This window comes from Cohnella thailandensis, assembly GCF_014212135.1.
GTDB lineage: Bacteria > Bacillota > Bacilli > Paenibacillales > Paenibacillaceae > Cohnella > Cohnella thailandensis.
The window spans coordinates 314,010-327,839 of sequence record NZ_JACJVQ010000024.1 but is presented as its reverse complement, the minus strand read 5'-3'; the positions used below and the strand labels follow the sequence as shown (position 1 = coordinate 327,839).

Below are 13,830 nucleotides of genomic sequence, written 5' to 3'. Positions count from 1 at the left end.
GAGAATGTTAGGAGAGTTGAATTCAAGGGTTTACACACAATTCCGATTATGATACTTTGAATTTGAATGACATGGGAGAGGATGACAGCACATGGCGAAAGTGGAAAGCTTCGAATTGGATCATACGATCGTCAAGGCGCCTTACGTGCGCTTGGCGGGTACCGAGAAGAACGAGAAGGGGAGCGTCATTCAGAAATACGACCTGCGCTTCCTGCAACCGAACAAGGATGCGCTGCCGACGGCGGCCGTGCACACGCTCGAGCATTTGCTGGCCACCTATCTTCGGGATGAATTGCCGGGAATCATCGACGTCTCGCCGATGGGCTGCAGAACCGGCTTTTATATGATTATCTGGGACGAGCATGCGCCGGGCGACGTGGCTGCCGCCCTGACGAAAGTGCTGCGCAAGGTCGTCGAGACGGACTACGTGCCGGCCGTTTCGGAGTTGGAATGCGGCAACTACAAGGATCACTCGTTGTTCGGCGCGCAGGAGTACGCCAAGATCGTGCTGAACGCGGGAATCAGCGACGACCCGTTCCGTGCTTAAGCGAAGGGACGAGAGCCGATGGTAACCATTGATCTCGCGGGCCGGACGCTGGTTGTCACGGGAGGGTTGACCGGAATCGGACGCGCAATCGCCGATCTGTTCCTGAAGGCCGGAGCGAACGTCGTCGTCGGCGATATCGCTTGCGCCGCGGGTTCCGAGCGGATCGACCCGCGCGAGCTTCGCGTCCGCGCGGACGTCACGAAGAGGGAGGACGCGGAGAGGCTGATCGCCGAAGCCGTCGCCGCCTTCGGGCGCATCGATTTCGTCGTGAACAACAGCGGAATTTCGACGATGGATTACGCGATCGATATACGCGAGGAAGATTGGGACAAGGTGATGGACGTCAACGCCAAGGGAGTCTATCTCGTCTCCCAGGCGGCGGCGAAGCAGCTGCTGCGCCAAGGCGGCGGCGGACGGATCGTCAACATCGCTTCGCAGGCGGGGAAGAACGGCTACCGCTGCATGGGGAGTTATTGCGCCTCGAAGCACGCGGTGCTCGGCTTCACCAAAACGATGGCGATCGAGCTCGCGAAGGAGCAGATTCTGGTGAACGCGGTATGCCCCGGCATCGTCGAAACCGACATGAAGCGCCGGGAACGCATAGAGGGCGGAATGCTGAGGGGGATGACGGCGGAGGAGATCCTGGCGGAGGATCGGTCGCAGGTGCCTCTCGGGCGGACGGCCGAACCGGAAGACGTCGCGAACGTCGTGCTGTTCCTCGCGAGCCCCCTGTCCTCTTACATGACGGGGCAAGCGATCAACGTGACCGGCGGCATGACGATGCACTAAGGCCTATGCTTTGCTGGAAAGGAAGCTATTCCTGAAGCAACAAAAACGGCACCGGGAGGGTTATTCCCGGTGCCGTTAAACGGTCCCTGCCAATCCGAATCTTGCGGATTCGTACGCATAGACCCTTCCCCCGCCTTTCAGCGCAAGGAATAGACAAACGAATACTTTCCGGCCTGAGCCGAGAACTTCACCCCGGACTCCGTCCCCTCCACCGACTCGATTCCTTCCGCTTCCGCAAGCGGGATTCCGCTCTCCGTCACCTCGGCCGCAGAAGCCGCGCCCGGGAGCACTATCTCCGCTGTCGTATTCGCCGGTACGGTCACGTTCGCCTCCATCCGCCCATTCTCCGATTTGCTCCATCGCGAGACGATCGTGCCGTACATCGTCTTAAGCCGCCCCTCCGCCCAACTGAGCCCGTTGCCGGGACGCGGGCGGATGACGATTTTCTTGTAGCCGGCCTGCTCCTCGTCCGTATCGATGCCCGCGACGCTGCGGTACAGCCAGTCCCCGATCGCACCGTAAGCATAATGGTTAAACGAGTTCATCGCGTCGCTCCAGAACGTCCCGTCCTCCCGGATGCCGTCCCAATGCTCCCAAATCGTCGTCGCGCCCTTCGTCACCTGGTACAGCCACGAAGGAAAATCCCGCTGGAGCAGCACGCGATAAGCCGCTTCGTTCTGCCCGTTGTCGCTAAGAGCGTGGTTCAGATAAGGAGTGCCGACGAAACCGGTGGTCAAGTGGAAATCGCTGTCCGCGAGCAGCTGCATCAGCTTGGCGATCGCTTTCTCCTTCGCCTTCCCTTCCAGCAAACCGAAGTAGAGCCCGATGACCTGCGCCGTCTGCGTCGGCACCGCGAGACGTCCGGAAGGCGTCACGTATTCCTCGAGGAACGCGCGGCGAATTCCTTCATATAAAGCGGCGTATTCCCTCTCGTCGTCCGGCTTGCCGAGAACGGATGCGGCCTTGCGGACGATATCGGTCGAGTAGGCGTAATAAGCCGTCGAGACGTAGTGCATGTCCGTCGCTCCCATATAAGCTCCCGGCTTGGCATCGAGGGCGAGCCAGTCCGCGAAGTGGAACCCGGTATCCCACAGGAACTCGTTGTCCCCCTGGCGGCGGATGAACTCGACCCAAGCCTTCATGCTCTCGTACTGAGTCTCCAGGATGCGCTTGTCCCCGTAGCACAGATAGACGGTCCACGGCACGATCGTCGCCGCGTCGCCCCAGGCCGCCGAATTGAACGGAGGCGGGAAGTCGCCCTTGCTCGGCTTCTTCTCCAGCATGTGAGGCACGACATACGGAACTCCGCCGTCGGGGGCCTGGTCCGCCTTCAGGTCGCCGAGCCACTTCGCGAAGAACGGGGCCGAGTTGACGAGATAGGCGGCCGTTCGGGCGAACACCTGGGCGTCGCCCGTCCAGCCGAGACGTTCGTCACGCTGCGGGCAATCCGTCGGAACGTCGAGAAAGTTGCCCTTCAGCCCCCATAGGATATTGTGCTGAAGCTGATTGACGAGCGGATCGGAGCACTCGAAGCTTCCCGTCGCCTCCATGTCGGAATGCACCACGATTCCCGCGAAGTCCTCCAGTCGAATCGGCTCCTCGAACCCGGTTAGCCGCACGTATCGGAAGCCTTGGAACGTAAATCGAGGCTCGTACGTCTCGGGCTCCGCGCTCTTCTTCGCGTAGCGGATCGTCTGCTTCGCCGCGCGAATGTTGCCGAGATAGAAGTTGCCCTCTCGGTCCAGCACCTCGGCATGGCGAAGCTCGACCTCGCGGCCCGCTTCTCCGCGAACCGTGAACCGAACCCAGCCGACCATGTTTTGCCCCATGTCGATAACCGTGTCGCCCTCCGGCGTCTTCAGGAGCGCGATCGGGCGAAGCTCCTCGATCTTGCGCGCCGGCACGTTCTCCTGCGGAACGAGAATACGATAGTCCCGTTCGAGCACCTCGACGGGACTCCAGCCCGCGCTAGCCCCCGAAGGCGAGCTCCAGCCTTCCCGCTCCAGCCTCGCGTCGTACGTCTCCCCGTGATAGAGCTCGGACAGGAGGATCGGCCCGGTGGCGGCCTGCCAGCTTCCGTCCGACTTCACCACGAGCTCGTGCCCGTTAATCAGCCCGATATGGAGCTGAAGCAGCAGGGCGGTCCGGTCTCCGTACAACTCGTTATAGCCGTCCCAGCCCAGATAGCCTTTGTACCAGCCGTTGCCGAGCCAAGCTCCGACGACGTTATCCCCGGAGACAAGCAGATCGGTCACGTCATAGGCTTGGTATTGAAGCCGCTTGTCGTAGCTGGTCCAGCCGGGCGCGAAATAATGGTCGCCGACCCTGCGCCCGTTCAGTTCCAGCTCGTACAAGCCCAGCGCGGTCGCATAAACCCGGGCCGAACGAACCTCGCCTTCGATCCGGAACGCTTTTCTAAGCATCGGCACGGCTTCCGGCCGCTCGGGATCGAGCCCGGCCGGAGCAGCGATCCACTCGGCCTCCCATTCCGCGGGCTCGAACAGCCCCGTCTCCCAGTAAGCCGTCTCCGTCGACCAGCCGGAGCTCTCGCCGCGCTCGTTCCATGCCTCGACGCGGTAATAGTAACGGGTTCGCGGCCGAAGCTCCAGCCCTTCCGGCTCCACGTGCACCGATCGATCGCTCTCGACGCGGCCGGAATCCCAGACCGCCGCCGCAAAATCCGCATCCGGAGAGACTTGAAGCCGATAAGCGGTTTGCCGGGTGCCGCGAGAATCCCCCTTCAGCTTCCATCCGATTCGCGGGATTCGCGCCCCGAGACCGATCGGGTTGCGCTTGTACTCGCAGGTAAGATCGTAGATTTCCAACATGCCGCTCTTCTCCCCCTAGAGAAGAAGCGCCGTCCGTTCCTTCGAACGTTGCGGCGCCCCTTCTGCCCATAGTTACTTTGCGTTTGCCGCCGCCCAAGCGTCCAGTTGCTTCTGCTTCTCGGCGATGATCTTGTCCAGGCCGGCCGCCTTCAGCTTGCCGTTGAACTCGTCCAGCGTGGATGGGTCGAGCGTGCCCGATTCCAGCCCGATCCGGTACTGGTTCAGCACGTTCGTCGCCGCGGCCACCTCCGTCTTGACCGGATTCGCGTCGAACGCGAACCCTAGCGCCTTGGAGATGACGGACGTGTCGTTAAACGTCTTGATCTGGGCCCAGATGTCTTTATCCGTTCCTTCCCATACGTAAGCGAGAGCGTTGTTGCCGACCATCCATTGGTTGAACAGGTAGCCGGTGTCTCCGGCCCCGTCCGGAACCTTGATCGTGCCGTCCTCGTTCTTCACGTAATGCTTGCCTTCCACGCCGTTGTCCAGCAGATTGACGATATCGGCGTCCGTGTACAGCAGGTTCATGAACTGCATCGCGCGTTCCGGGTTCTCGCTGTTGCGCGGGATGGACATCATGAAGCCGTTCGCCCCGTTCGATTGCGTGACCGCCTTCGTCAATCGGACCGCGACCATCTCGTGCCCGTCGTTCTTCGATTCCTGCTGCTCGAAGCCCGGCTTCATGTTCGACAGATAGCCCAGCGCCTTGCCCGCCTTGACCAGGCTGTTGCCCGTCTCCTGCGTCGTAGCCGCGTCCTGCATGATATAGCCGGCCTGATACCACTTGCGGGCAATCGCCAGCGCGTCCTTGTATTCCTGGGTTTCGAACAGGTTGACGACCTTCAGGTCGCCGCCGTCCAGCAGCAGCGCACCGAGGCTGTCGCCGAGCGGATCGATGAATTGATTGTAGAGCTGGGAAGCGACCGTCTGGGTATTGGAATTCTGCACGAGCGGCACGATCCCCGGCTCGTTGTCCTTGATCGTCTGGAACACCGGCTCCAGATCCTCGAACGACTTGACCTTGGACAGGTCGATGCCATGCTTGTCCACGAGATCCTTGCGCATGACCATGCCGTAGTCGGCGGCCGTGTCCCGGACGCTCGGAACGCCGTAGATTTTGCCGTCGATCTTCGTGCCGTTATAGATCTCCTCGCTCATCGTCTCCTTGATGCCCGGCGCGTATTGCTCGAGCAGATCGTCCAGAGGAATGAGCTGGTTCTTGGCGACTTGGCTGCTGTAGTTGAAGAAGGATGAAGTGACGAGAAGGTCCAGCTTCTCGTTGCCGGCGAGCAGCAGGTTCGTCTGCTGCGTCCAGGCCGATACGTCGATCGGCATCAGCTTCACGGTCGCGTTGATCTTGGCGGACGCGATCTTGTTGATCTCGTCCTGAACCGTCTGCACGTCGTTCATGTTCCCGAAGTTCAGGAACGCCATCGTCAGCTCGACGGCCTTGCCGTTCGAAGCGCCGGAGGCGCTCCCGCTCGCTTCCGAATTGCCTTCGTTCGATCCCCCGCAACCGGATACTACCAGAGAAGCGGATAAGACCGCCGTGCTTGCCCAAGCCCATTTCCTTGACATTCTCGTCATGGCTGTTTCCCCCATTTTCATAAAGTGCTCTATATAGACAGACTAGCTGATGATACCGAGTTGCCGCCGAGTACCCGGCCGATGGCCCGGATCAGCCCTTGACCGCGCCGATCGTCAGGCCTTTGACGAAGTACTTCTGGAAGAAAGGGTAGATGCAGAGAATCGGGACGATGCCGATAACCGCCATCGCCATCCGGACCGAATTCATCGGTATGGTGGCGGCCGCCTGCGAGGAGTTGCCTCCGAGGCTGTTTTGCTGCAGGAACTGAATGTTGCTCAGCATCCGGTTGAGCAGATTCTGAATGCTGTACAAGCTCGGCTCGGTGATGTAGATCAGCCCGTTGAACCAGTCGTTCCAATAGGAGATCGTCAGCATCAGGCCGATCGTCGCCAGAATCGGAAGCGAGAGGGGCAGGACGATCCGGTAGAAAATCTTGAACTCCGTCGCGCCGTCGATGTACGCCGACTCGATGATCGGTACCGGGATCGACGTGCTGAAGAAGGAGCGGATCAGCAGCACGAAGAATCCGTTGGTCAGCAGGCCCGGAACGATCAAGGCCAGCAGCGTGTTCTTCATGTTGAACAGTTCCGTGTAGACGAGATAAGTCGGAACCAATCCCCCGTTGAACAGGAGAGTGAAGAAGACAAGGAATGCCAGCAAGCCTCGAATCGGCATGTCCTTGCGGGACAGCGGGTAGGCCAGCAGCGCCGAGATGAGCAACCCGACCACCGTTCCTATGATCGTAATCAGGACGGTGATCCCGTAGGAACGGGCCATCGTGGACGCTTGGTTCCACAGATAGGAATAGGCATCTACGCTGAACTCGCTCGGCCAGAAGGAGTATCCATGCTGAACGATCGCCTGCTCGTCCGTGAAGGACGCCATGAACAGGAGCAGGAACGGGAACAGGCACGCGGCCGAGAGCAGGATCAGGAGAATGTGCACGATCGTCTGGTTCATCTGGTTCGTTTTCATAGCAATCGCTCCTTTCGCTTAGAACAGCGCCGAATCGCGGTCGCGGCGGCTGACGATATAGTTCGAGACGAGGACCAGGATGAACCCGACGAGCGCTTGGTAGAAGCCCGCCGCGGAGGACATTCCGATGTCTCCGAGAGTCATGAGTCCGCGGTACACGTACGTGTCGATAACGTCCGTCGTCGGCTGGAGAGGTCCCGAGTTGAGCGGAACTTGGTAGAACAAGCCGAAGTCGGAGTAGAAAATGCGGCCGATCGCGAGCAGCGTCATGACGGTGATGGTAGGAGCGATCAGCGGGATCGTGATGCTGCGGATCTGCTGCCACTTGCTAGCCCCGTCGATCGTCGCCGCTTCGTAATACTCGTGGTCGATGCCGATGATGGAAGCCAGGTAGATGATGCAGAAGTAGCCGATGTTTTTCCACAGGTTCACGATCGTCAGGATATACGGCCAATACTTCGCTTCGCTGTACCAGGAGATCGGATCGACCCCGAACATCGGAAGGACGACCTTGTTGACGAAGCCGTTCTCGACGTTCAGCAGCGACAGCACCAGATAGCCGACGATAACCATCGAGATCAGGTAAGGCAGCAGAATCAGGCTCTGGTAGAAACGGGAAGCCAATCGGTTGCGGACCTCGTTAAGCAGAATCGCGAGCCCGATGGCGACGGTCGTGTTCAGAAGGATGAACCCGCCGTTATAGAGCAGAGTGTTGCGGGTGATGACGAGCGCGTCGTTCGTCTTGAACAGGTACTCGAAGTTTTTGAGTCCGATCCAATCGCTGTAGTAGATAAGGCCGAACAGCCCCCGATGGGAATAATCGATGTCCTTGAAGGCGATCACGACCCCGAGCATGGGCAGATAATTGTTGACGATCAGATAAGCCATCCCCGGGAGGATCATCAGGAACAACGCCCGATACCGTTTCAGCTTCTTGAACGCATCGCTCATGGCCGATTCCTCTTTTCCTTGTTGTATAGCTTCATTGTAAAGATCGGGGACAAGGCCCGCTCACCAAAAACCCGACCTTCCGCTTTAGATATTCCGACCTTCTATTCGGATCCAGTCGACGCCGCGCCTTTCGGGAAAAACCCTAAGGTCGCTATTCCTTGGGCAGCTATTCCTTAGACAGCTCTTCCTTGAGCAGCTATTCCTTGGGCAGCTATTCCTTGGGCATCTACCTTAGCCCGCTTCTCCCTTTCGCTCAGGAACCGGTATTGGGCAGACATTTGGTAGATTATTGCTCCGCAAAGCCCGCAATTTCGGTAGTTCCCGGCGTACCTGCATCGTCTGCAATCGGCGGAACTAGTTGGGTAACTACGACTCATTTGGGAGCTCTGGGCAGCGATCGGCGGACTAGTTGAGTAACTACGACTCGTGTAGCGATTCGTTCATCGATCGGCGGACTCAGTTGGGTAACTACGACTCATGTGGACGCCGGGAAAGCTTCGCGGGCACGATGCAGGCACGGATAAGCGAGGCGACGACAAGAAAGGACCGCTCCGGAGCCAGCGGCTCCGTGCGGTCCTTGCGCGTTTATTTGCCGTTCGCCGCGGCCCAGGCGTCAAGCTGCTTCTGCTTCTCCGCCATGATCTTGTCCAGCCCGGCATCCTTCAGCTTGGAGACGAATTCGCCTAGCAGCTCCGGATCCAGGCTTCCCGATTCCAGGCCGACCTTGTACTGGTTCATCACGTTGGTCGCCGCGGCGATCTCCGTCTTCACCGACGTCGAGTCGAACACGAAGCCGATCGCCTTGGAGAAGACGGCGGACTTGTTGAAATCCTTCATCTGCGTCCAGATGTCCGGGTCGGTCCCTTCCCAGACGTCCGCGAGCGAGTTGTTCCCGACTTCCCATTGGTTGAACACCCAGCCGCTCGTCACGCCGTCCGGCGTCTTGATCTGTCCGGAGTCGGTCTTGACGTAGTGCTTGCCTTCGATACCGTTGGACAGCAGGTTGACGATATCCTTGTCGGTATACAACAGGTTCATGAGCTGCATCGCCCGGTCCGCGTCCCTCGTGTTTCTCGGAATCGACAGCATGAAGCTGTTGGCCGACGTGGACACCGAGATCGGAGGGGTAAGGCGGACGGCCGTCATCTCGTAGCCGTTCAGCCCTTTCTCTTGAGCCTCGAAGCCCGGCTTCATGTTGGAGAAGTAGCCGAACGCCTTGCCCGCCTTGACCAGGGCGTTGTTGCCTTCTTGGGTCGTGGCCGCGTCCTGCATGATGTAGCCGGCTTGGTACCACTTGCGCGTCAGGTCGAGCGCTTCCTTGTATTCCGGCGTCTCGAAAATATTGATGACTTTAAGATCGTTATTGGCCAGGTTCAGCACGCCGAGCCCTTCGCCCAGCAGATCGAACTGGCTCGCGAGAATTTCGCTGACGATCGTCCCGGTCTGAGATCGCTGAACGAGCGGATTGACGCCGGGTTCGTTGTCCTTGATCTTCTTAAAAATCGGCTCAAGGTCGGCATACGTCTTCACTTGGCTGAAGTCGATCCCGTATTTGTCGACGAGATCCTTGCGGGCGATAAAGCCGTAGTCGGCCGCCGTGTCGCGCACGCTGGGCACGCCGTAGATTTTCCCGTTGATGCGGGTCCCGTTATAAATCTCCGGTTCCATCGTATCCTTGATGGTCGGGCCGTACTTGTCCAGCAGGTCGTCCAGCGGAAGCAGCTGGTTCTTCGCCACCTGCGTGCTGTAGTTGAAGAAAGAGGAAGTCACCATCAGGTCAAGCGGCTCGTTGCCGGCCAGCAAAAGGTTCGTCTGCTGCGTCCACGCGGAGACGTCGATCGGCATCAGCCTCACGGTCGCGTTTATCTTCTCCTTGGCGATCGCGCTGATCGCGTCCCCGACCGCGGCGGCGTCGGTCATCGTCCCGATGCCGAGAAAGGCGACCGTCAGCTGCTCCGTTTTGCCTCCGCCCGCCTGGGAGGACGGCGAAGACGACGTATCCTCCGATTCGTTCGAACCGGAGCAGGCGGCTAACGACGTGGATAAAACGAGAAGCGCGGACATAGCAAGAGCGGATTTTCTAACCTTCTTGACCATTGGCTTTCCCCCATTATCGATTGGCTTGTACCCCTTTTTCTGCGCTCTAATCCAAGTGAATGAAAGCGCATTCAGGTGGTTGATCCCTATTGTAAGGACCCGCCGCCGACTCTACCCACCAAAAAAACGACTTTCCGGTTATAATAATCCGACTATATGGAGTAAAAGCCTCTTTGAATCGAGGACAACGCAGACTGCGGACAGTACGGATACTGCGGACACTGCTGACACTGCTGACACTGCTGACACTGCAAACACTGCGGACAGCGCTCTTGCGGACATACCGTCCGTTAGATCCCCGAAATCGCCCTCTTTGATTTCTAACGGACATCGGAAACCCTTAGAAGAGCAAAAACGCCTAATCCGAACAAAATTCGGCCGCTGACGGACCGTATGTCCGTTTCATTTTCGATGTCCGTATTTTTAGCGCTTAAGCGTCGCCAATGTCCGTTAGCCGAACCACCGGGCACCGATACCCGTGACCGCTCCCTCCAAAAAGCCGCTTGCCAAATGCGAGCAAATGTGGCGCAAATGCATCATTTCCGCTCAACGCCGCCCAAGCAGGCCCGAAACGATGCAATGCAACAGCATTTTTCAGGGAAATCAGCAGCACTCGCAATCGCTTCGGCGACCGTGAGGTGTTGCCGGGTCAAAGCTTCTGGCAGCTACGCCGGTAATCCGCCGGAGCCGTTCCCGTCGCCTTCTTGAAGATCGTGGAGAAGTAGGACAGGTTGGAATAGCCGGAAGCCAGCGCGATATCGCTGATCGACTGTTCCGAGCCGGCAAGCAGCTTCTTCGCGTATTCGATGCGCTGCTGTTGCAGATAATCCGAGATCGACAGGCCGCATTCCTTCTTGAAGAGGCGGGTCAAATAATCGGGATTGAGGTAGACGTGGTTCGCGATCTCCTCGCGGGACAGCTCCTGCTCTCCCAGTTGCTCGGAGATAAAGCGCTTGACCCTGTCGACGATGGACAGGCTCCCTTCCGTCGCGTGAAGCCGGCTCATCGCCGCCTCGACGACGTTCAGCGCCCATTCGCGGAACGCCTGAAGCGAGCGGAGCGCCGCCTCCGGCTTGCCCGTCAGCAGGTTCTCCGAGAACACCTCGTTCGCCTGCAGTCCCTTTAGCTGCAGCACGTAAAGAACCATCTGAAGAAAATCTTGGTAGATCCGCTGCAGCCCCGCCCCGTTCAGGCTCCCTTTCTCCTCCTTCAGCGTTCCGAGATAGCTCTCGATATCCGCTTCGAGCCGATCCCTCGCCCCGCTCTTCATCCATTCCGCCCACTCCTTCAGCGGAGGAGGAACGAACGGCGACCGGCAAGCGGCAAGCTCGCCGGGAAGCAGCGCCTCGTTCGTCACCGTCACGTTGTCCCGGCTGCGCCGCCGCAGCTCGCGAAGCGATTCCGCCATTCCGGGAGGGAAGGCCGGCGAACCCACGTAGATGCACAAGTCGCAGTAGAAATACCGGTTGCAGCTCGCGATATACTCGTCGCAGCTGCCCTTGACCCGCTTCAGCGACTCGTTCTCCGACCAGGGCTGAATAACGAGAATCGCCCCGTTATCCAGCGGCACGACGGCGGCTTCCGCGTCGTTGCCGCACATCTGCTCCTCGGCCGCGTTGCGCAGCGCGTACTCCATGATTCTCTGCTCCCGCTGGGACAGCGTCTTGTTCCAGCGCTGAACCTGGACATAGATCGGAAGAAAGCTCTGGCCGGAGTGATAGCTCAGGTTGCTCTCCGCCGCGCGGGAATCGATCCGCTCCGGAATCGCCGGAATCGCTTGCTCGACGATGTCCTTCCAGAATCTCTCCTTGCGCAGGGGACGATGCGCCTCCCAGAGCTGCGCGTACTTGCGGTGAGTCTCTTCGAACCGGCGCCGCTCCCGATCCTTGCCGATCTTGTCGATCGCCTTCGCGAGCACGCCTTCCAGCTCCCCGTAATCGACCGGCTTCAGCAGGTAATCGAAGCTGCTGAGAGAGATCGCCTGCTTCGCGTAGCCGAAGTCCGAGTGGCACGTGAGGAACACGGTCTCCGTCCGCGGATGATGCTCCCGAACCCACGCGAGCAGCTCCAGCCCGCTGCCTTGCGGCATCTCGATGTCGCAGACCATGAGGTCGACGCCGCCTCTCCCCAGCACCTCTTGGGCTTGCTTGAGGCTATGGGCCGTATGCACCTCCGACACGTCGAGCCGATCCCAACGCATCCCCGCCTCGAGACCCCGGACCGCGTGTACTTCGTCGTCAACGAGAAGAACCTGGTACATTCCCGCTTCCCTCCTTTTGTACGAGCGGCAAGCCGATCTCCGCCCTCGCCCCGCCCTCGGGAGCATTGCCGAACGCGATAAACGCCTCTTGCTTGTACAGCAGCTCAAGCCTCCGCTTGATGTTCCAGATGCCGACGTTCTCGCCTTCCTCGCTGATGGTCTCTTCGTTGCTCCGCAGCTTGCGCAGCACTTCTTCGGGATAGCCCGGTCCGGAATCGCCGATCTCGACGAACAGTTTATCCGGATCGCGGAGCGTGTCCGAACGAACCCGGATATACACCTCCAGGATCCCATCCATGCTGACGGCGTACTTGATCGAGTTCTCGACGATCGTCTGGATGATGAGAGGAGGAATATCGTACTCCAGCAGCTCCGGCTCGGCTTCGATCCGGTAGGCCAGATGCCCGGGAAAACGAAGCTGCTGGATTCTCAAGTAATTGCGGGTATGCTCCAGCTCGTCCTTCAGCGATACGAAATAGGTATTGCTGCGGAACATGAAGCGGAAGTAGGCGACAAGGCACTTCGTCATCTCTTGGATGAGCGCGTAATCCTTCACCGTCGCGAGGTTATAAATAATGTTGAGCGCATTGAGGAAAAAATGCGGGTTGATCTGAAGCTGCAGATGCTTAAGCTCCGCCCGCTGATGGTTCAGCTTCTCCTCGTACACGTTGATTTTCAAATTCCGGATCTCGTCGATCATATGGTTGTACGTCTGGTTCATGACTTCGAATTCCGTCGAGGTGGAGTAAGGCTTCAGGGTAGAAGACCAGTTGCCGTCCTTCAGCTTGCGCATCGCCGAGATGATTCGCTGGATGGGCAGCAGGAACACCTTCCTCATGACGAAGAAAAAGAGAACCAGGAAGACGCAGGCCGCAATCGTGATAAGGGAAGAGATTCTCTGGAGATACGGCAGCTTCTGCAAAATCGCGGTCTCCGGAATGAGGGCGATCAAGTGGAAATCCCCCTTGGCCGAAGCTTCCCCCATGACCAGGTACGATTGCTTGCCGCCGGCGATCTCGAACGCGCTCGAATCATAATGAAGGTCGATCCCCTCCGACTCCACCTTCTCTCTCAGCTGCATCGGCGCCAGCTCCTTCGTCGCCAGCAGCGCCCCTCCTTCTTCGCCGAAATCCATCAGATGAAGCGGAGTCATCAGCTTGTCCGCCGCGACCCAAGCCCCTACGTACACCGTTCCCGTTTTGACCACGTGATATAAATAATATTCGCCGTCCGATGCCTTCCACACGTGCCACTTCTCGTAATCGATTCGCGACAGGTCGGTCGAGAGCAGCTTGCGGACTTCGTTCTGGACCGCCTCGCGGCGATCGTAGGTCGTTCCGTAATCGGAGCTGCCGGCCAGCAGGATATCGTCGTTCGACTCGGAAAAGAGGAAAAACATGTCGATCGAGCGGTAGTATTCGATCTCGTTCTTCATCTCGTTGAAAAGACGGATCTTGGCCAGCGAGTATTGGGCGCTCCCTTTGTTGCCCGGGTACTCGAACTGAAGCAGGTCCGTGTTCCCTTCCGAGACGTTGAACAGGTAATTGTCGATGTCGATCAGGTTCGAATCGATCTGGTTCATGTACAGGCTAAGCAGGTTTTTGTTCGATTGGGCCACTTGGTTGCGGACGACGTGCACGGAATAGTAATCGTTGATCGTGATGATCACGATAAGAGGAGCGACGATAAGCAGAATGATGACGAATAGCTTGACTCGCAAGGAATTCAGCCAGGGACGAAGCTGCTTCATCGGATAGGTCTCCCTTCTTGGCCTTGTTCGTCTATGCTATCATCT

Annotated in this window: 9 protein-coding genes; 2 read left to right on the top strand and 7 right to left on the bottom strand. The window is 58.7% G+C overall.

The annotated features are described in order from the left end of the window. Positions 1-91 precede the first annotated feature (91 nt). Both H7B67_RS27025 and H7B67_RS27020 read left to right on the top strand, forming a co-directional pair. Positions 92-547, top strand: a complete 456-nt coding sequence (locus H7B67_RS27025; RefSeq protein WP_185122990.1) for an S-ribosylhomocysteine lyase — start codon at positions 92-94, stop codon at positions 545-547. A gap of 18 nt (positions 548-565) precedes the next feature. After that, entirely contained in the window at positions 566-1,336 is a 771-nt protein-coding gene (locus H7B67_RS27020) for an SDR family NAD(P)-dependent oxidoreductase (protein ID WP_185122989.1), read from the top strand. Between the two features lie 137 nt (positions 1,337-1,473). Here the strand turns inward: H7B67_RS27020 and H7B67_RS27015 are convergent, their stop codons facing one another. From H7B67_RS27015 to H7B67_RS26985, 7 genes are all read right to left on the bottom strand, one after another. After that, positions 1,474-4,164, bottom strand: coding sequence for a family 78 glycoside hydrolase catalytic domain (locus H7B67_RS27015; RefSeq protein ID WP_185122988.1), 2,691 nt, complete (start codon positions 4,162-4,164; stop codon positions 1,474-1,476). 72 nt (positions 4,165-4,236) lie between these two features. Next, positions 4,237-5,751: an ABC transporter substrate-binding protein gene (locus H7B67_RS27010; protein ID WP_245363535.1), complete on the bottom strand. Its 1,515-nt coding sequence runs from the start codon at positions 5,749-5,751 to the stop codon at positions 4,237-4,239. Positions 5,752-5,842: 91 nt separating this feature from the next. Next, positions 5,843-6,727 (bottom strand): carbohydrate ABC transporter permease, encoded by an 885-nt coding sequence (locus H7B67_RS27005; RefSeq protein WP_185122987.1) that lies wholly within the window; start codon positions 6,725-6,727, stop codon positions 5,843-5,845. An 18-nt stretch (positions 6,728-6,745) separates the two neighbouring features. Continuing rightward, positions 6,746-7,678 carry an ABC transporter permease gene (locus H7B67_RS27000; protein WP_245363537.1) on the bottom strand — a complete coding sequence of 311 codons (933 nt, stop codon included), beginning with the start codon at positions 7,676-7,678 and terminating at the stop codon, positions 6,746-6,748. A gap of 585 nt (positions 7,679-8,263) precedes the next feature. Next, positions 8,264-9,775: an ABC transporter substrate-binding protein gene (locus tag H7B67_RS26995; RefSeq protein ID WP_185122986.1), complete on the bottom strand. Its 1,512-nt coding sequence runs from the start codon at positions 9,773-9,775 to the stop codon at positions 8,264-8,266. A gap of 649 nt (positions 9,776-10,424) precedes the next feature. Then, on the bottom strand, positions 10,425-12,035 hold the full coding sequence (locus H7B67_RS26990) for a response regulator transcription factor (protein ID WP_185122985.1): 1,611 nt from the start codon (positions 12,033-12,035) through the stop codon (positions 10,425-10,427). Beyond that, the gene (locus tag H7B67_RS26985; protein ID WP_185122984.1) at positions 12,013-13,785 is read right to left on the bottom strand and encodes a sensor histidine kinase; all 1,773 of its coding nucleotides are present in this window, start codon (positions 13,783-13,785) and stop codon (positions 12,013-12,015) included. Before H7B67_RS26985 ends, H7B67_RS26990 begins: the two co-directional genes overlap by 23 nt. Positions 13,786-13,830: the final 45 nt, after the last annotated feature.